The 19,752-nt window shown below is 60.9% G+C and carries 15 protein-coding genes; all 15 read right to left on the reverse strand.

Annotated elements, in window-relative coordinates:
• Window positions 1-312 precede the first annotated feature (312 nt).
• The 15 genes from IDH44_RS13725 to lspA all read right to left on the reverse strand — a co-directional run bounded on the left by IDH44_RS13725 (window position 313) and on the right by lspA (window position 19,660).
• A complete protein-coding gene (locus IDH44_RS13725) occupies window positions 313-1,809 on the reverse strand; it encodes an ABC transporter substrate-binding protein (RefSeq protein WP_190918493.1) in 1,497 nt (498 codons plus the stop codon).
• Window positions 1,810-1,813: 4 nt separating this feature from the next.
• On the reverse strand, window positions 1,814-2,698 hold the full coding sequence (locus IDH44_RS13730) for an ABC transporter ATP-binding protein (protein ID WP_190918495.1): 885 nt from the start codon (window positions 2,696-2,698) through the stop codon (window positions 1,814-1,816).
• A 3-nt stretch (window positions 2,699-2,701) separates the two neighbouring features.
• Window positions 2,702-5,584: an ABC transporter permease gene (locus tag IDH44_RS13735; RefSeq protein WP_190918497.1), complete on the reverse strand. Its 2,883-nt coding sequence runs from the start codon at window positions 5,582-5,584 to the stop codon at window positions 2,702-2,704.
• Between the two features lie 3 nt (window positions 5,585-5,587).
• Entirely contained in the window at window positions 5,588-6,673 is a 1,086-nt protein-coding gene (locus tag IDH44_RS13740) for an efflux RND transporter periplasmic adaptor subunit (protein WP_190918499.1), read from the reverse strand.
• Window positions 6,636-7,325, reverse strand: a complete 690-nt coding sequence (locus IDH44_RS13745) for an ABC transporter ATP-binding protein (RefSeq protein ID WP_190918575.1) — start codon at window positions 7,323-7,325, stop codon at window positions 6,636-6,638. The genes IDH44_RS13740 and IDH44_RS13745 overlap by 38 nt, the downstream gene beginning before the upstream one ends.
• 391 nt (window positions 7,326-7,716) lie before the next feature.
• A complete protein-coding gene (pyrE, locus tag IDH44_RS13750) occupies window positions 7,717-8,361 on the reverse strand; it encodes an orotate phosphoribosyltransferase (RefSeq protein ID WP_190918501.1) in 645 nt (214 codons plus the stop codon).
• 1 nt (window position 8,362) lies between these two features.
• Window positions 8,363-9,094, reverse strand: coding sequence for an orotidine-5'-phosphate decarboxylase (gene pyrF / locus IDH44_RS13755; RefSeq protein WP_190918503.1), 732 nt, complete (start codon window positions 9,092-9,094; stop codon window positions 8,363-8,365).
• A 116-nt stretch (window positions 9,095-9,210) separates the two neighbouring features.
• Window positions 9,211-12,426 carry a carbamoyl-phosphate synthase large subunit gene (carB, locus tag IDH44_RS13760; protein WP_190918505.1) on the reverse strand — a complete coding sequence of 1,072 codons (3,216 nt, stop codon included), beginning with the start codon at window positions 12,424-12,426 and terminating at the stop codon, window positions 9,211-9,213.
• Window positions 12,413-13,558: a carbamoyl phosphate synthase small subunit gene (locus IDH44_RS13765; protein ID WP_190918507.1), complete on the reverse strand. Its 1,146-nt coding sequence runs from the start codon at window positions 13,556-13,558 to the stop codon at window positions 12,413-12,415. Before IDH44_RS13765 ends, carB begins: the two co-directional genes overlap by 14 nt.
• Before the next feature lie 109 nt (window positions 13,559-13,667).
• Window positions 13,668-14,951: a dihydroorotase gene (locus IDH44_RS13770; RefSeq protein ID WP_190918508.1), complete on the reverse strand. Its 1,284-nt coding sequence runs from the start codon at window positions 14,949-14,951 to the stop codon at window positions 13,668-13,670.
• Window positions 14,952-15,004: 53 nt separating this feature from the next.
• Window positions 15,005-15,904 (reverse strand): aspartate carbamoyltransferase catalytic subunit, encoded by a 900-nt coding sequence (locus tag IDH44_RS13775; RefSeq protein ID WP_190918510.1) that lies wholly within the window; start codon window positions 15,902-15,904, stop codon window positions 15,005-15,007.
• The gene (gene pyrR / locus IDH44_RS13780) at window positions 15,901-16,476 is read right to left on the reverse strand and encodes a bifunctional pyr operon transcriptional regulator/uracil phosphoribosyltransferase PyrR (RefSeq protein ID WP_223869654.1); all 576 of its coding nucleotides are present in this window, start codon (window positions 16,474-16,476) and stop codon (window positions 15,901-15,903) included. The genes IDH44_RS13775 and pyrR overlap by 4 nt, the downstream gene beginning before the upstream one ends.
• Window positions 16,477-16,815: 339 nt before the next feature.
• Window positions 16,816-18,051 carry an LL-diaminopimelate aminotransferase gene (locus IDH44_RS13785; RefSeq protein WP_190918512.1) on the reverse strand — a complete coding sequence of 412 codons (1,236 nt, stop codon included), beginning with the start codon at window positions 18,049-18,051 and terminating at the stop codon, window positions 16,816-16,818.
• Window positions 18,052-18,213: 162 nt separating this feature from the next.
• Window positions 18,214-19,161 (reverse strand): RluA family pseudouridine synthase, encoded by a 948-nt coding sequence (locus IDH44_RS13790; RefSeq protein WP_190918514.1) that lies wholly within the window; start codon window positions 19,159-19,161, stop codon window positions 18,214-18,216.
• Window positions 19,133-19,660: a signal peptidase II gene (lspA, locus tag IDH44_RS13795; RefSeq protein WP_190918516.1), complete on the reverse strand. Its 528-nt coding sequence runs from the start codon at window positions 19,658-19,660 to the stop codon at window positions 19,133-19,135. Before lspA ends, IDH44_RS13790 begins: the two co-directional genes overlap by 29 nt.
• Between the last annotated feature and the right edge of the window lie 92 nt (window positions 19,661-19,752).

Consider the following 19,752-nt stretch of genomic DNA (forward strand, 5'->3'; position numbering starts at 1 on the left):
AGATATAATATACTATATTTTGCCGTCATCAGTCAACCCCTTTTTTTCAGGGCATAAAGCGCACGCCATATCTGCCTCTTCGGGAACGAAAAACCTCAACCTCTCGCGGACTCTCGTACCCGTAGATCCACCCGTCGTCCTCCATTCGCTTGACCAGGCATCCCGCCTGAAATTTGGTCTCATACAGCCTGCCCCAATACACCCAGCGCATGTTTTGTCCTCCCAATCCGGTTTTGTGCTTAGGATGCCCCGATTGAAAAAAAACAAGCCGGTAGCACCACATGAGGTGCTGCCGGCTTTACGGGTATTCAATCAGCGAACCATTATGGCGCCGCCGCTCGTGGCCATATCGGAGTTTTGCAATGGCTGATCCGGATTCTCCTTCATTTGCGCCAAATTCTGGTTGCCTTGCGTTTCCCATTCGGCAAGTGCCTCGTCGACGGACTTCTCCTCGCTCAGCACCTGCTGGAATAGCATCTGACCGGGCGAGTAGACGGCTTCGTAGAAATACGGATATTTCATATACAATTCGTTCATGTCGCTGTCGGTCGGCAGCACGGGCTTCATTTTCGTGAAGGCGCCTATGTTGTAATCCATTCCCGCCTGCGGCTTCAGATATTCTTCGCGCGCAACCATTTCGTACGTGCTCCGCGATTTAAGCTTCGCCCATTCCTTGCCGTTCAGGAATTTGATGAACTCCCAGGCATCGTCTGCGTTCGGCGCTTTGGCATTGATGCCCATCAGCTGGCTCAGATTGATATTCCCGCCTACGCCCGGCGCTTCCGGGTGCTCGGGAACAGTAACGACGTCCCACTCGATCATCGTGTAGTCTTCCGAGTTCTGCGCCTGATTTTGCGCATTGCGAATTTCGTTCAGGAAATAGTAATCCGCGACGACCATCGCCACGCGGCCACTGAGGAACATGTCGCCAGAGTAAGGCCCCATCGGCTGATCGCCCATACCGTCATAGTTATAAATTTCCTCGCTGGTCGGCGAGATATCGTTGCGATACAGATCCGTAACCGTCGTCCAAATCCGTTTCCACTCGTCATTGTTCACCAGCATCTGTTCGGCATTGTCGTCAAACATTTTGAGCTGCAGCGGCGCCGCAAACGTCTGCATGTCTGAGAAGCCGTCCCCGCCCCAGCGGTTGAGCATCAGACCGAATTTACGATCGGCGCCCTCCCCTTTTGCAACCTGCTGCGCCAAATTGATTACATCTTGCCACTGCATGCCGTCAGTCGGCGGCTGCACGCCTGTTTCCTGGAAAATTTGCTTGTTATAGAAGAGCGCGGAAGACGTAAAGGTTGGCGTCAAGCCAAAAATCCGATTGTCGCCAAGCGATTTGATGCCGTCGATGACTGTCGGCACGTAGTCGCTGATATCGAAATCGTCCTGTTGAATGAGCGGGTCCAGTTCCTTGAGCATATTGTCTTGTACAAGCTTGCGCAGTATGGCGCCGTCGACGACTACGACGTCGACCGGATTGCTGCCGTTGAGCAGCTTTTGCATTTCCTCGTACGGATCAGGCTGCTCCTCCTGCTCGCCGCTGGCGCTGTAGCGCATCGTCGAATAATCGATCGCCGAGGTGATCTCGAATTCAATCTCCGGATGCATCAGCTCGTAAGAATCGGTGAACTGCTGGCGGAAGTAGGGTTCGTTGTCCGCTCCGCCGTACAGCATGCCGATGCGCAGCACACGCGTCTCCGTCCCGGATTCGCCGTTGCCGCCGCTGCACGCGGCCAGGGCGGCCGCTAGCAGCAGCAGTGCGAGCGACGTTACGATCATTTTTCGTACGTTGGTTTTCATTTCGTTACCCCTCCAATGATTTCGGTGCCCGAATCGTAATTTTATCCCCGTCAAATTCCATTGACGCCTTGTCCGTAATGTTGAGTCGACCCAGGTACTCCTTGGGGATCTGCAAGCGGCCGACGCGGTCGACCACGACATATTCCTCATGCCCGCCCTGAAGGCCGCTCAACGCGCGTTCTACGTCCTCTGCGGCCTGATCCAGGTTAGGGTTGCGCTTGATGAATTCCGTGCTGGTCAGGCCATCGCGGATGGCGACCACGCGGTCCACCTTTCCTGCGAGTGACAGATCATGCGTAACGATCACGATGGTGATGCCGATCTCGCGGTTCAGCTTGCGGAAGATATCCATGATCATGTCCGACGTCCGACTGTCCACGGAGCCGGTAGGCTCGTCGGCGAGCAGCAGCTGGGGCCGATTGGACAGCGAGATGGCAATCGCGACCCGCTGCTGCTCGCCCCCGGAGAGCTGATGCAGCTTGTTATGCATACGCTCCTTCAGCCCGACCCATTCCAGCAGTTGCTTCGCATACGCCCGATCGAGCTTGCCTGCCAGGATCATCGGCATTTCGACGTTTTCCAGCGCGCTCAGATACGGCAGCAGGTTGCGGGCGTTATTTTGCCAGATGAATCCGACCGTGTCGCGTTTGTAGTGCACCAGCTGATCGTCGGTGATCTTGAGCAGGTCCCATTTTCCGACGCGTACCTGGCCGGCGGAGGGGCGGTCGAGTCCGCCCAGCGTGTTGAGCAGCGTCGATTTGCCGCTTCCGCTATTGCCGATGATCGCCATCAGCTCGCCTTTGCCCACGGTCAGATTCAAGCCTTGCAGCGCGACGACCTCCAGGTCGTCGGTTTTATAGATTTTGACCAAGCCTTCGCATTGAATCATGCCCTAGCGCTCCTCTCCCATTTTGACCGCCTGATGCACGCGCAGTCTGCGGATGTGCAGCAGCAGCATGACCGCGCCGATCAGCATCATCACGCCGACGACGATGTAGAGCTGCACGGTATCCTGCTGGTCGAAGGTCACACGGAACGGCGGCACCGCGCTGTCGGCGTTGCCCGTCGTCTGCAGGAACGGCAGGAACAAGAGGCTCGTCACCCGGCCGATCGCGATGCCCAGCACGATCGCCAGTCCTGCGGTGAATACCTGTTCCAGCAGCAGCATCCCGGTCAACTGCTTGCGCGAGAGTCCCATCGCGCGCAGCACGCCGAACTGTACGACCCGGCCCGACAGATTGAAGAACCAGTACAGCACGTACCCTGCCAGCGAGACGATGACCGAGACGAGGAAGCCGAGACTCAGAATGCCGAACACGCCGCCGCGCGTCGGGTGCTTGGACTGACTCGCCAGCTCGATCCGCACATCCTCGACCGAGGCCAGCTCGATGCCCGCATCGGTCAACTCTTGCATGACCGCAGCGGTGCTGGCGCCATCTTTCATCTTGAGCCACACCTCGTACGGGATCATCGGCACCTCGTCGTAGATGTAGTCGAGATTGGCAATCAGGAACGGCGCTTGATCCGGGTACTGCGACGGCCAGTACGGCAAAATGCCGACAATGACGAATTCGAGCAGCCGCTCGCCGATGCCGGCCGAGATGACGTCGCCCGTCTTGAGCTGATAGCGCTCGGCCACGCTCGTCGGAATGAGAGCCGCATTCGCCGTATACTTGCCGAGCGCATTGAGATAGGCGCGCGGATGCGCCGGATACAGATCCTGAGGCATCCAGGCGACTTGCGCGAATTCAGTGTTCTGGATGCCCATCACCATGCCCTGGCCGATCGAGCTGCCGGAGACGACCATGTTCGCCCGTGTCTGGAGCACCTTGGCCGCCGCCTCGACGCCGTCCAGTGTGCGGAAGACTTCAAACGGCGGCTCCTCCGGATAGATGATGTTGACCGGTGCCTGCGGCTGGCCGCCCGGGTTGCCGGGATTCCCCGGATTGCCGCCTCCGCCCTCGCCGCCTTCTCCTCCGCCCGAGCCCCCGCCGCCCTGCGAAGGGGGCGGCAGCTCCGGCTGACCTTCCCACACCGTGCTGATGATGACGTCCGTGCCGTACTTATACAGCGTCCGCTCCGTCGAGTTGAGATCGATCGTCCGCGCCGCGGACGCGTTGTAGACGCCGAGTCCGAGCGTCAGGACGAGCAGAATCATGAGCGGATAGTACGCCTTCATCGAGCGCGACAGCTGGGTCAGCGTCAGATAGACCGGCACGGGCAGCAGCTTTTTGCCCATGAGATTGAAGAGCTTGAGCAGCCATGGGAAGACGCGCAGGAATACGAGTCCGAGCGCAAAGATGGCGAGCGCAGGCACAAAGAACAAAAACGGCTGCACATTCAGCTGATCGGTCGTCATGCCCGTCTGAAAGGTGAGCATCTGCCGCTCGTTGAACAGGTACCAGCCGTAGCCGGCCAGCCCGAGCAGCGCGACGTCCAGGAACCAGCGCTGCCAGAACGGGCTGCGATCGCCCCGAGCCAGCTCCTGCTTGTAGCCGACGATCGAAGAGCGAGCGTACACGATCGCCGGAATGACCGTCGCCAGGATGGCCAGCAGCACCGCCGCGCCCCCCGCAATCGCCGCCTCGGTGGAGAAGCCGACCGGGATCGCCTTGCGGTCCACGAACGACAGAAAGCCGTTCGCCGAGCCGATGCTCTTGGCCATAAACCAGCCGAGCAGCGGCCCCAGCGCGAGCGCGACCGCGCCGAGCAGCAGCCCCTCCAGCAAATAAATCCAGATGATCTGGCGCGTGCCGGCGCCGCGGCTGCGCAGCACCGCAATGTCGCTGCGCTGCTTGTCGAGCGCCTGTCTCGCGTTCATCGCGATGAAGTAAAACACCATCGCCAGCATCGGCGCAGCGAGCGTGAACAGCATCGTCTGCAGCTGCAGGCCCTGTTGCTTGAAATCGGCCAGCAGCGGGGCAAACGATATTTCCACCCGCGTGTTTGGCAATTGTTGATACAAATCGATATGCAGCCGCTCCAGCGTGCGTCCGAGCGGCGACAGATCGCTCGTTTTGATCTCGCCCAAGTCAAAGGCATAAAACCAGTTCGCCGTATGAATCGGCACCTGCTCATCATGCATCAGGCCGTCGAAGGCAACCGGCGAGATCTGCAGCCCGTTCATAAGCCCCTCCAGCCCCTGATACCAGAACGGATCAGTCGGACTGACCGGGTTGTAGGCGCCGACGATCTTGACCCGCAGCGTGAGATTCAGACCGCTGCGAATCGGGTATTCAAACACATCGCCAATATGAATATCGTTGCGGTACATGCCTTCCTCCAGGATGACCGCCTCAATCATTCCGTCCTTGGCTTTGGTGTCCGTGAACCAGCGGCCTTGCGCCAGCTCGGCCTTGTCCGGCAAGCCGCTCATCGCCATCATGGACATCTGACGCATGCGGCTCGCGTCCACCTTGGACGGATCCTCCGGCGTGACCTCGGTGCTGCGCAGCAGCAGCGTCTCGATGAGACCGTTCTGAGAAAAGCCGATCAGGCCGGGCACGTCTTCGCTTATGTAATTCCGCACTTTCTCCAGCGCATCCAGATTGGTCGTCTCCCCGCCGATCGCCTGGTAGCGCATCAACAGCGAGCCGGCCGGCAAGCCGTCGCTATTTTCCTCAAGCGAAGACGCAACGACCCGCTTGAGCGCTCCGTCGGCATACATCGGGATACTCGTCGCAAATGCGACAGCGACAATCAAGCCCGCCAGCGTGCTGATCGTCATCCAGCGCGTGTTCCACATCTTGCGGAACAAAAACCGCAAAATTCCCATCGCTTATCGACCTACGACTTTCTGGCCGGGCGTCAAGCCTTCCAGGATCTCCACCTGCGTCGCCGTCTGCTGCCCGACTGCGACGTCGACCTCGCGCTTGCCCTGCTCGTCGGCCACCTGCACATACGTGCGCGAACCAATCGAGCGCAGCGCCGCCGAAGGGATGACAATTGCATTTTCGGTCCGCTTGGTAATGACGCTCGCCGAGAGCGGCGTGCCTCTGGTCACGTCTTCGGGCAGCGCCTCGTCCAGCACGACGAGCAAAAAATGCTCGGGCCGCTCGGGCGCGTTGTTCCCGGGATTCTGTCCGTTGTTGCCGCTGTCCTCCTTGGGCACCGGCAACGACTTGACCTTTCCGGTAAAACTGCCCGCGTTGTTGATATCGACCGTCACAGGCATACCGACGGCGACTTGCTCCAGACGTTCCTTCGATATGGAGACGGCCACGGCCAAATCACTTGTATCCGCAATGACGGCTACCGGCTCGTAGGCGGTGATAGCATCGCCCTTCTGCACCGGCAGAGACACGACCGTGCCGGCGAACGGCGCATACAGCGCGGCTTTGCCGAGCTCGGTCTCGCGATCGACGATCTGCTGTCTCGCTTCCTCGAAGGCGATCACCGCCTTCTCGAACTCGATCGCGTCCATCTCATCCCGTTTGCGCAGCAGTTCCTTCATTTCGATTTCATTGGTGCGGAATTGCAGCTTTTGCATCGTCAGCTCTTTTTGCATATCCTCCACATCCAGCTCGCCGATCAGCTGTCCGGCCTGCACTGCGTCCCCGAGCTCGACCGCCAGCGTTTTGAGCCGTTTGCCTTCCAGAGTGAAATAGATCGTTTCTTCCTGTGTGGACATCAGCTTGCCCGTCCCCGACACTTTCGTTTCCAGGGTGGTCGTCGTCACCTCGTATTCCGGTTTTTGCGAAATTTGCGGCGGCGTGATTTCGGGCAGCACCTCCTCATCCGGCTCGTCCGGCAGCAGCGCGCAGCCGCTGGCCGCGAGCAGGGCAGCGCCGAGCGTAAACGCCAGCGCGCCCCGGCGCAAGCGGCCTTTAACCGTTGAATTTTCCGTCCACCATTTCATAGACATGGTCAGCTACCTCCAAAATCGTCGGATCATGCGTGGTCATGCAGATCGTAACGCGTTCCAATTGTATAATGTTTTGAAAGACGGCCATGATTTGAGCCGACATTTGAGAATCGAGCTCGGCCGTCGGCTCGTCGGCTAGCAGCAGCCGCGGCCGATGCGCGATCGCTTTGGCAATCGCTACCCGCTGCTGCTCGCCCCCGGACAGCTCGAACGGCCGGTGATGCATCCGCTTGCCGAGTCCGACCAGCTCCAGCACTTCGGGTACGCGAGTTTTCCATTCGCTCCGCGACACCCCGGCCATCCGCAACGTCAGCTCGACGTTCTCATAGGCCGAGAGCAGCGGCATCAGAGCGTAGGCTTGAAAAATAAATCCAATTTCCTTGCGTCGGATCAGGGTTCGCCTGGTATCGCCAAGCTTGTGCAGCGGCCGATCGTCGAACCAGATCTCGCCCTTGGTCGGCTGATCGAGCCCTCCGATCAGATTCATCAGCGTCGTCTTGCCCGAGCCGGATCGGCCGCGCAGCATGATCAGGCGGCGATAATCAATCTGCATGTTGATGCCCTTGAGCACATGCAGCGGTCGTCCGCCTACCTGGAACGTACGCTCCACCTCGTTGACGCGCATCAGTACGCCTTCCGGCTCCGGACGCATGCCCGCGGCCGCAGCGCTTGCCGCGGCCGTCTCCAGTTCGGCAGTCGCCTCACCGGCTTGTACGTTTTCCGTTGCTTGCGATTCCGTGCCGCGTGGTCGGGACCGTTCCCCGGTCTCCGCCCGTCCGGCTTTTTTGCGCAGCCACCCCATATGTAGCGCTTCCCTCCTTTCTGCTTTGAATCGAGATGAGAAAATTTTCATTCTACAAGTATAGACGGTGCACACCCGGTAAAGGTTACGAAAATTTATGCGATACAGCCAATTCTTTTCAACAAAATTCGCTATTTTTGATCAAGGCGAAACTTGCGCCGCCGTCCATATAAAAAAAGACCTTCGCCATGAAGCGAAGGCCGATCGGATTGGCGTATGCCATTGCCTTGTTGCGCCTTGTTTAGACGCCGTAGCTTTGTGGGTTGGCCCGCCACGATTGCAGGAGCGCCGCGTCGTCGCCGCCAATCTTGCCCATCGCCTCGGCCGCGCCCACCAGCGCCGTATAATCGGAGAGCGTCGCGAGCGGAATCTCCTCGGACTTGAACGCTTGCTCCGCCACTTCAAACTGATACGTGAAGATGGCGACGACCGCGAGCACGATGCCGCCGGCCTCGCGCACCGCCTGCGCGGCCTTGAGCGAGCTGCCGCCGGTCGAGATCAGATCCTCGATGACGACGACCTTCTGGCCCGGCTCGAGCTTGCCCTCGATCAGATTTTGCTTGCCGTGCCCCTTCGCCTTGTCGCGAATGTAAATCATCGGCAGCTCCAGCTTTTGGGCTGCCCAGGCCGCATGCGGAATCGCGCCGGTCGCCGTGCCGCCGACGACCTCGGCGGCCGGATAGCGCTCGCGAATGAGCGCGGCGAAGCCGTCTGCGATCAGCTCGCGCACCGGCGGATACGACATCGTCAGCCGATTGTCGCAATAGATCGGCGATTTCATTCCCGAAGCCCACGTGAACGGCTCGCGCGGACGCAAGGTGACCGCGCCGATCTCCAGCAGCTTTTCGGCGATGGCTTTGGGCAATTGTGCAGTCGTTGTACGCATCTTATACCAGCTCCTCAATAATGGATTGCAGCGCTTCGCGCGGATCGGGCGCGCCGGTGATCGGACGCCCGATCACCATATAGTCCGTGCCGCAGGCCAGCGCCTGCTGCGGTGTCATGATTCGCGACTGGTCGCCCGCCTCGGCGCCGGCGGGACGAATGCCGGGCGTGACTGTGCGAAATGCGCGGCCGCAGGCCGTCTTGACCGCCTGCACCTCGAGCGGAGAGGCGACGACGCCGCTCAGTCCCGCTCGATGCGCGAGCTGCGCATAGCGCACGACGCAGTCCTCCACCGTCCCAGCAATGCCGATCTCCTCGTTGAGCGTTTCGCGGCTCGTGCTCGTCAACTGCGTCACGCCGATCACCTGCGGAGGCGCGCCTCCGGCAGAGCCGGCGCGTGCGCGGTCGACGCCTTCCAGCGCGGCCTCCATCATGCGCACGCCGCCGGCGGCGTGCACGTTGAACAGGTCGACGCCGAGCCGCGTGATGACCTCAGAAGCGCCTTTGACCGTATTGGGGATATCATGCAGCTTCAGATCCAGGAACACCGCGTAGCCCTGCTCCTTGAGCTGCGCCACAAATGATGGACCCGCCGCATAATACAGCTGCATGCCGACCTTGAGCCAGCACGGAATGCCGCGCAGCGCTTGCACGAGCGCCGCAGCAGCATCCGTTGTCGGATAATCGAGCGCGACCATAATTTTGCCGGCCGCCTCCGCTTTGGTCAGTTGCATGAGTGAACCTCCTCCGTCTACACAATCCATTACGCATGCGGACATGCAAGGGCGGCCATGCGGCCGCCGGGCCCGGTCTATCTGGGCGGCGACGGCCGCAGGCCGCTCGTCTGAACTTACTTCTGCAGCACCGGCATCGGACGCGAGGAGAAATTGATCGTCTCCAGCATCTTCAGCAGCGCTCGTACCGTATCCAGCGAGGTCATGCAGACAGCGCCGTTCTCTACTGCTTCGCGGCGGATACGGAATCCGTCGCGCTCCGGCGTCTTGCCCTTGGTCAGCGTATTGACGACGAAGTGCGCCTGCCCCAGTCGAATCAGATCAAGAATGTTCGGCGCCCCCTCGCTCAGCTTGTTCACGCGAGTGACGTGCATGCCCGCCTCCTCCAGCGCGCGCGCCGTGCCGCCGGTGGCGATCAGGTTGTATCCGAGCTCGTAGAAGCCGCGCAAAATCTCGATCGCTTCTTCCTTGTCCTTGTCGGCGACCGTGGCGATGATGCCGCCGGCCTGCGGAATGCGCATGCCCGCGCCGAGCAGTCCCTTGTAGAGCGCCTTCGCATATTGCGCGTCGCGGCCCATGACCTCGCCGGTTGACTTCATCTCCGGCGTCAGCGTCGGATCGACGCGGCGCAGCTTGGCGAAGGAGAAGACCGGCACCTTGACCGAAACAAAGTCGTCCTCCGGCCACAGTCCGTCGGTATAGCCGAGCGAAGCCAGCTTCGTGCCGAGGATCGCCTTCGTCGCCAGATTCGCCATCGGGATGTTCGTCACCTTGCTGAGGAACGGCACCGTGCGCGAGGAGCGCGGGTTGACCTCAATGACATACACCTGATCCTGAAAGATGACGAACTGGATGTTGACCAGGCCAATCACCTTGAGCGCCTTGGCAATGCTGATCGTGATGTCGACGATCTGCCGCTTGATGTCCTCGGACAGCGATTGCGGCGGATAGACCGCGATCGAGTCGCCGGAGTGCACGCCCGCGCGCTCGACATGCTCCATGATGCCCGGGATGAGCACCGTCTCGCCGTCGCAGATCGCGTCGACCTCTGCCTCCTTGCCGAGCATGTAGCGGTCGATCAGCACCGGATGCTCCGGATTGATCTTGACCGCCTGCTCCATGTAGCTGAGCAGCTCCGTGTCGGAGTAGACGATCTCCATCGCCCGTCCCCCGAGCACATAGGACGGCCGGACGAGCACCGGATAGCCGAGCGAATCGGCCGTGCTGACCGCCTCGTCGACCGAGATGACGGTCTTGCCATCAGGCTGGGCGATCTCGAGACTGCGCAGCAGCGCCTCGAATTTTTTGCGGTCCTCGGCTGCGTCGATCGATTCCAGACTGGAGCCGAGGATGCGCACGCCCGCCTTGGCCAGCGGCGCCGCCAGATTGATCGCCGTCTGCCCGCCGAACTGCACGATGACGCCGAGCGGCTGCTCCTGCTCGATGACGTTCATCACGTCCTCGAAGAAGAGCGGCTCGAAGTACAGCCGGTCCGACGTATTGAAGTCGGTCGAGACCGTCTCCGGGTTGTTGTTAATAATGACCGCCTCGTAGCCCGCGTCCTGGATGGCCCAGACTGCGTGCACCGTGGAGTAGTCGAACTCGATGCCCTGGCCGATCCGGATCGGACCGGAGCCGAGCACCAGCACCTTCTCCTTGGTCGTCGGCGTCACCTCGTTCTCAGTCTCGTACGTCGAGTAATAATAAGGCGTCGTCGCCTCGAATTCGGCCGCGCACGTATCGACCATTTTGTACACCGGCTTCAGACCGGAGGCCTGGCGGTGCGTGCGGATCTCCTGCTCCGTCGTCAGCGAGCCCGCCTTGCCCGAGCTGCGCAGCTCGGCGATCGAGCGGTCGCTGAAGCCCATCCGCTTGGCCGTGTAGAGCGTCTCCTCCGAGAGCGTCGCTTCTTCGGCAATCGTGCGCTCGAATTGCACGATGCGCTCGATCTTGTCCAGGAACCACCAGTCGATACTCGTCAGATCCTGGATATCCTGCAGGGTGTAACCGCGGCGGAACGCCTCCGCGACGAGGAACATCCGCTCGTCGTCCGGCTTTTGCAGGCGCGTGCGCATGACGGCGTCGTCCAGCGCCTCGAGCTCCTGGACATGCAGCCGATGCACGCCGATCTCCAGCGAACGCACCGCCTTGTGAATCGACTCCTCGAAGGTGCGGCCGATCGCCATCACCTCGCCCGTCGCCTTCATCTGCGTGCCGAGCTTGCGATTGGCGGAGATGAACTTGTCGAACGGCCAGCGCGGAATCTTGGAGACAATGTAGTCGAGCGTCGGCTCGAAGCAGGCATAGGTCTGGCCCGTGACCGGATTGACAATCTCGTCGAGCGTATAGCCGATGGCGATCTTGGCGGCCATCTTGGCGATCGGGTAGCCGGTCGCCTTGGAAGCAAGCGCCGACGAGCGGCTGACCCGCGGATTGACCTCGATGACATAGTACTGATAGCTGTGCGGATCGAGCGCGAACTGGACGTTGCAGCCGCCTTCGATGTTGAGCGCGCGAATGATCTTCAGCGACGCCGAGCGCAGCATCTGATACTCGCGGTCGGAGAGCGTCTGGCTCGGCGCGACGACGATGCTGTCGCCCGTATGCACGCCCACCGGGTCGAAGTTCTCCATGTTGCAGACGACGATGCAGTTGTCCGCCGCGTCGCGCATGACCTCATACTCGACTTCCTTCATGCCGGCGATGCTCTTCTCGACCAGACACTGACCGATCGGGCTGTAGCGCAAGCCGGAAGCGACGATTTCGAGCAGTTCTTCTTCATTGGCGCAGATGCCGCCGCCCGTACCGCCGAGCGTATAGGCCGGACGGACGATGATCGGATAGCCGATCGTATTCGCGAATTCGACGGCTTCGGCGATCGTCGTGACGATCGTGCTCTCCGGCACCGGCTGCTCCAACTCGCGCATCAGCTCGCGGAACAGGTCGCGGTCCTCGGCCTTCTCGATGGCCGTCAGCTGCGTACCGAGCAGCTTGACGTTCTCGCGCTCCAGTACGCCGTCGCGGGCCAGCTCGACCGCCATATTGAGGCCGGTCTGGCCGCCGAGCGTCGGCAGCAGGCCGTCCGGACGCTCCTGACGGATGATCTGGGAGACGAAGTCGAGCGTGATGGGCTCAATGTACACCTTGTCGGCCATATTCGTATCGGTCATGATCGTCGCAGGGTTGCTGTTGATCAGGACGACCTCCATGCCCTCTTCCTTGAGCGCCTGACAGGCCTGGGTACCGGCATAGTCGAACTCCGCGGCTTGTCCGATGACGATCGGACCGGAGCCGATGACGAGGATCTTTTTCAGCTTCTCATTTTTGGGCATACAGCAGCTCCCCTTTCAGCGTTTCGGACAGCTCGGCCTGGCGCGCCTTGCGCGGATGGCTGCGCTTGTGCTCGCGGATCATTTCCAGGAATTCGTCGAACAGGTAGCCCGAGTCGAACGGACCCGGAGCGGCTTCCGGATGATATTGCACCGAGAATGCCGGATGCGTGTCATGCTTCAGCCCTTCGATTGTGCGGTCGTTGTTGTTGATATGGGTGACGGACAATCCCGTGCCCTCGATCGAATCCTTCAGCACGGTATAGCCGTGGTTCTGCGAAGTGATATAGCAGCGGCCGCTGGCCAGCTCCTTGACCGGGTGATTGCCGCCGCGATGGCCGAACTTCAGCTTGGTCGTGTCGGCGCCGCAGGCCAGCGCGAACAGCTGGTGGCCGAGACAGATGCCGAAGATCGGGTATTCGCCGATCAGCTCGCGCAGCGTCGCCACCGATTCCGGCGCGTCCTTGGGGTCGCCGGGGCCATTGGAGAGCTGGATGCCGTCCGGATTGAGACGGCGGATCTGCTCGGCCGTCGTGTCGTGCGGGACGACGACGACATCGCAGCCGCGCTTGGTCAGCTCGCGCAGGATGCCGCTCTTGGCGCCGTAGTCGATCAGCACGATACGCTCGCCCTCGCCCGGGCTGGAGAAGACATGCGGCGTCGAGGTCCGCTGCACCTGGTCGCGCATGAGCGGCTTGGTGCCCATATGCGCCAGCAGCTCCTCTGTCGATTCGCCGCCGGTCGTGAGGATGCCCTTCATCGTGCCGTGATGGCGCAGCTTGCGGGTCAGCATGCGCGTGTCGATATCGCTGATGCCCGGAATCTCGTATTCCTTGAGCAGATTGTCAATCGAATATTCCGCGCGCCAGTTGCTCGGCACCGGCTCGTGACGGCGCACGACGAAGCCGTGAATGTACGGCCGCACCGCCTCGAAGTCGTCGCGCGTGATGCCGTAATTGCCGATCAGCGGGTAGGTCATCGTCACGATCTGTCCGCAATAGGACGGGTCGGAGAGCACCTCCTGATAGCCGGTGATGCCGGTATTGAACACGACCTCGCCGAAGGTCTGACCTTCCGCGCCGAACGAACGCCCGGTGAACAGCGTCCCGTCTTCCAACAACAGTCTTGCCTGCATGCGTATCACTCCTTGGGTATGATGCTGGTTATCGTGTATCGGCATGCTGCCGATGTCAAGTCTCTCCTGTCGCTCCTGCGTCCGCGGTCTTCGCGACCCGGCTGCGCGATTATTGCGCCTCGCGCCAGACGACGCGTCCGCCGACCATCGTCAGCACCGGCCAGCCTTGCAGCTTCCATCCGCCGAACGGCGTGTTCTTGCCCTTGGAGACGAAGGTCTCCGGATCGACGGCGCGCTCCTCGTCCAGATCAATCAGAGTAAGATCGGCCGGCGCGTCCGGCTCCAGGCGCCCGCTGTCCAGGCCGAAGACGCGGGCCGGATCGCTCGTCATGCGGCGCAGCAGGAAGCCGAGGCTCCAGCGGCCGGTCGCGACGAAGCGGGAGTAGAGCAGCGGGAAGGCCGTCTCGAAGCCGACAATGCCGAACGGCGCCAGCTCCATGCCGCGGCCCTTCTCCTCGGCGCTGTGGGGCGCGTGGTCGGTGACGACCATGTCGATCGTGCCGTCCTCGATCGCGCCGATCATCGCCTCGACGTCGCGCGGCGTGCGCAGCGGCGGATTCATTTTCCAGTTCGGGTCCATGCCGGGAATATCCTCGTCCGAGAGCAGCAGATGATGCGGGCACACCTCGGCCGTGACGCGGATGCCGAGCTGCTTGGCCAGCCGGATCAAGCGCACCGATTGCTCCGTGCTGACATGGCAGACGTGATAATGCGCGCCGGTCGCCTCGGCCAGCAGGATGTCGCGTCCGACATGGATCGCCTCGGATTCGTTGGGGATACCCTTCAGCCCGTGGCGACGCGCGAATTCACCCTCGCTGACGAAGCCGCCGACGACGAGCGAATCGTCCTCGCAATGCGCGATGATCGGCCGATCCAGCGATTGGGCCAGCGCCATCGCATCCTTCATCATTTGGGCGCTCTGCACGCCTACGCCGTCGTCGGTGAAGCCGATTGCGCCGGCCGCCTTGAGCGCTTCAAAATCCGTTAGCTCGCGACCGAGCTCGTTTTTCGTAATGGCCGCATACGGCAGCACCTTGACCGCGCCCTCGCGCTGCGCCTTGTCCAGGATGTAGCTGACCGTCTCCGGCGTATCCGTGACCGGCCGCGTATTCGGCATGCAGGCGATCGTCGTGAACCCGCCCTTGGCCGCCGACAGCGTCCCCGTGGCGATGTCCTCCTTGTGCTCGAAGCCAGGATCGCGCAGATGCACATGCATATCGATCAGTCCCGGCGCCAGCAGCTTGCCGGTCGCATCCACGACCTCATAGTCGCCCGAGGCAGGCGCCTCTGAAGTGATCTCGGCGATCCTGCCCTCCTCGACGCGCACATGCATCAGCTCCGTGCCGCCGCTCGCCTCGTTCCAGATCTTGCCGTTTATAATCCACGTCGTCATGAACGTTCTCCTCTCCATTATGCGCTGTTCTCGCCTGTTGTATCGGAAGCCGGTTAACTCAACGCCCGCTCGACGACCGCCATCCGGATCGGCACGCCGTTGGCCATCTGGGCAAAAATCCGCGATTGCGGGTGCTCCACCAGCTCGTCGTCGATTTCGACGTTGCGATTGACCGGCGCCGGGTGCATGATAATTGCATGCGCGCCGATGCGCGCCGCCCGCTCCGCGGTCAGCCCGTATTGGGCCCGATACTCCTCGGCCGAGCTGATCATGCCGCTCTCGTGACGCTCCAGCTGCACGCGCAGCATCATGATGACGTCGGCGCGCAGCGCCTCGTCGATCGTCACATACGGAGCATCCAGATCCGGCGCCCGCATGTTGTCCGGCGCGCAGAAGACGACCCGCACGCCCAGCTTGGTCAGTCCCCACAGATTGGAGCGGGCGACGCGGCTGTGCAGGATATCCCCTACGATGGCGACGCGCAGCCCCTTGAGCGCCCCGAATTGCTTGCGCATCGTGTACAGGTCGAGCAGCGCCTGCGTCGGGTGCTCGTTGTTGCCGTCTCCGGCATTGATGAGCGGCACCCGAATGCGGCTTGCGACATCCGCCAGGACGCCGATCGGCTTCAGCCGAATCACGCCTGCGTCGATGCCCATCGACTCGAGCGTGCGCACCGTGTCGTAGATCGATTCCCCTTTTTGCACGCTGGAGACGGCGGCGGAGAAGTTGAGCACCTCCGTGCCGAGCCGTTTTTCCGCGACCTCGAATGAGAATCGGGTGCGCGTGCTGTTTTCAAAAAACATATTGGCGACAAATTTGCCCGGCTTGGCTGCCTGAACCTTCTCCGGCTGCGCCTCCCAATAGGCGGCGCGGTCCAAAATAGCTGCGATCTCTTCACCGTCCAGCTCCTTCAAGCCGAGCAAGCTGCGCTGCTTCACCTGTGCTACAGTCATCCGGTCTGCCCCCTCTGTTGAATAATCGTCACGTTGTCCGCGCCGTCGATCTCGTCCAGCGCCACCTCGATAACCTCCAGCTTGGCGGTCGGCACATTTTTGCCGACATAATCAGGCCGGATTGGCAGCTCGCGATGGCCGCGATCGACCAGCACCGCCAATTGAATCATCTGCGGCCGGCCGCAGTCCATCAGGGCGTCCATCGCGGCTCGAATCGTGCGCCCGGTGAACAGCACGTCGTCGAAGAGCAGCACGCGCTTGTCCTGGATCGACAGCTCGCCCGCTTGGCCGGAAGGGCCTGTCAGCAGCTCTGCCGCCAGCGCGGGATTGCCCACGCTGCCCCGATCGTCCCGATACGAGGTGATGTCCAGCTCTCCTACCTGCACCGGCTTGCCTTCGATACTCTGGATGCGCTCGGCGATGCGCCGGGCCAGGTAGATGCCCCTCGTGCGAATGCCCACGAATACGCAGTTGTCGATGCCTTTGTTTTTCTCCAAAATCTCGTGCGCAATTCGGGTCAGCGCACGGCGAATCGCTGTCTCGTCCATGATGACGTGCCGCTCCTCGATCATCGGCGGGCCTCCTCCATTATGGAAAGCTGGCATAAAAAAGCTCCTTGCGTCAGACCGCAAGGAGCTTGCAAGACGGAGTGCCGGCTGCTCGGCGCAAGGCGTCGACAAGCTGGCAAGCTTGTCTCGTGCACGCGCGGAAGGGCGATGGGCCTCCGCGCGAACCGCGCCTGTGCGCAGCCAAGTCCGGCAAGCCGCAGCTTGCCGGGACATTCGCCGCAGCAGGGATGGTTCCTCCGTTTGTTTACGCTACCTTGACAGCCTCTCTGGACTGCATTAAAGGTACTTCGTTTGCATTAGAAGAATTATCACACGTTCGACAAAAGAAGTCAAGATCTTTTGCTACAGCGTCAGCTTGCGAATGCGCTCGACCGCCGCTTCGGTATTTTCGCGGCTGCCGAAGGCCGTCAGGCGGAAGTAGCCTTGTCCGCTCTGACCGAAGCCCACGCCCGGGGTGCCGACGATATGGGCTTCGGACAGCAGCTTGTCGAAGAAAGCCCAGGAGTCGAGACCGCGCGGCGTTTTCAGCCAGATATAAGGCGCGTTCACGCCGCCGAATACGTCGAGGCCGATCGATTTCAGACCGTCGCGGATGATTGCGGCGTTGGTCATGTAATAGCTGACCAGCTCCGCAATTTGGGCCTTGCCCTCCGACGAATAGATGGCTGCAGCGCCGCGTTGCGTCACATAGGATACGCCGTTGAATTTCGTGCTGTGACGGCGGTTCCACAGGTCATTGACGTGGTATTCTTTGCCCGCCTCGTCAAAAGCCTTAAGCTCGCGGGGCACGACCGTGTAGGCGCAACGCACGCCGGTGAAGCCGGCCGTCTTGGAGAAGCTGCGGAATTCGATGGCCACTTCCTTGGCGCCTTCGATCTCATAGATGCTGTGCGGCACGTCCTCTTCCTGAATATAGGCCTCGTAGGCCGAATCGTACAGGATGATGCTGTCGTTGGCCTTGGCGTAATCGACCCATTTTTTGAGCTCGTCCTTGGTCAGCGTCATGCCGGTCGGATTGTTCGGGTAACAGAGATAGATCAGATCGACCTTGCGATCGGGCAGGCTCGGCTTGAAGCCGTTCTCCGCGCTGCTCGGCAGGTAGGTCATGTTGGTATAGCGATTCGTTTCTTTATTGAACGTGCCGGAGCGGCCCGCCATGACGTTGGTGTCGACATAGACCGGGTAGACCGGATCCTGCACCGCGACCGAGCTGTTTTGGCTGAAAATTTCCTGGATGTTGCCGACGTCGCATTTGGAGCCGTCGCTGACAAACACTTCATTCGTGCCGATCTCGATGCCGCGCGACTTGTAGTCGCCTGCAATAATGGCGTCGATCAGAAAATCGTAGCCTTGCTCCGGACCGTAGCCGCGGAAGGAGCCCGGCTCCGCCATTTCGTCCACGGCCGCATGCATGGCGTTTACGACGGCCTGCGGAAGGCCGCGCGTGACGTCGCCGATGCCGAGGCTGATGATGCTCGCCTCCGGATTTTCCTTCGTAAAGGCCGTGCGGCGTTTTGCGATTTCCGAGAACAGATAGCTGCCCTGCAGCTCTGTATAATGTTGGTTAATGTTTGCCACTTTTGTATCCACACCTTTCAGTTCATCTTCGTTTCAGGCGCACGCCCGTTATGCCTCTTATGCCTACCTCTCAGCATAACGCGAGCCGGCGCAAGCTGATAATGCATGAAATAACGAAAAGTTTGCACTCCTGCGCATGCTCAGCGGTTGCTCAGCGGTTGCTTAGCGGTTGCGCAGCGCAGTCAACACATGCTCGAAATCGGCGGGGAGCGGCGCCTCGAATTGCAGCCTGCGCCCGTCGGACGGGTGGTCGAAGCCAAGCACCGCCGCATGCAGGGCCTGCCCGTTCAGCGCCACCGTTTTGCTGCGGCCGTATACCGGATCGCCGGCCAGCGGGTAGCCGATATACTTCATATGCACCCGAATCTGGTGCGTGCGCCCGGTCTCGAGCTGCAGCTCCAGCAACGTATAATCGTCCAGCCGCTCCAGCACAAGAAAATGACTCACCGCGTCGCGGCTGGCACGGTCGGTTACCGTGAACAGCTTGCGATCCTTCGGATCGCGGCCGATCGGCGCGTCAATCGTACCCTGATCATGCGGCAGATTGCCATGTACCAGGGCAATATATTTGCGCGTAACCGAATGCAAACGCAGCTGCTCGGAAAGCAGGTGATGCGCACGATCGTTTTTGGCCGCCATTAGCAGACCCGTCGTGTCCTTGTCGATCCGATGCACGATGCCGGGCCTGTACTCGCCATTGATCAGCGGCAGCTCTCCGCAATGATGCATCAACGCATGGACCAGCGTGCCGCTGCTGTGCCCCGGAGCCGGATGGACGACCATGCCGCGCGGCTTGTTGATCACGATCACGTCCGCATCCTCGTGTACAATATCGAGCGGGATCGCCTCGGGGACAATGCCGATGTGCTGCGGCTCGGGGATGCTCAGCCGAATCTGATCGCCTTCGGCGAGTCGCTGGTTCGCTTTGGCCGGAGCCTGGTTAACCTCGACGTGGCCGGCGCGTATCCAATCTTGCACGAGCGTCCGCGATGCGCCTTCCTCCTTGACCAGCTCGACGATCAGCTTGTCCAGCCGTTCCCCCGACTCGCCCGCCGAGACGACCCACTCTTCCGCTTCGTCGCTATACTGACTGCTTTCCGTCTGGTTCATCGTTGTTGTCCTTTCCTTCCTCGCGGGGCGCTTCTTTTTTTTCGTCGCGCATCGACAGCACCGTGTCGAGCATGATCAGCGCGACGCCGCAGACGATTCCCGAATCGGCGACATTGAAGATCGGGAACGTGTAGCTGCCAAAATTGAATTGCAGGAAATCGACGACCTCGCCGTACAAGGCGCGGTCCAAAAAGTTGCCGAACGCGCCGCCCAGCACCAGTCCGAGGCCGACCAGCAGCACCTTGCGTCCCGAATTGCGATTCAAGTACATATACGTCAAGATGCCCGCGACCACGACGAGCGTGATGAGGATAAAAAACGTAGTCTGCTCTTGCAGAATGCCAAAGGCCGCTCCCCGATTTCGGTGAGAGGTAATGATAAAAAAGTTGCCGATGATCGAGAGCTTATCGCCGATCTCCAGTTGGGTCTCGATGATCTTTTTGGTGATGTAATCAAGGACGAACACGGCCATCGCGATCCAGTAGTAATAAAACCTCATTGCCTGCCCCCTCTAAATAAACGTCTTCGTTCCATTCGATTGATCGTCCATATTGTAGCATATCCGCCGGGCGCGGACCAGTTTACCAGGCC

Source organism: Paenibacillus sabuli (assembly GCF_014705605.1).
GTDB classification, from domain to species: Bacteria; Bacillota; Bacilli; order Paenibacillales; family Paenibacillaceae; genus Paenibacillus_D; species Paenibacillus_D sabuli.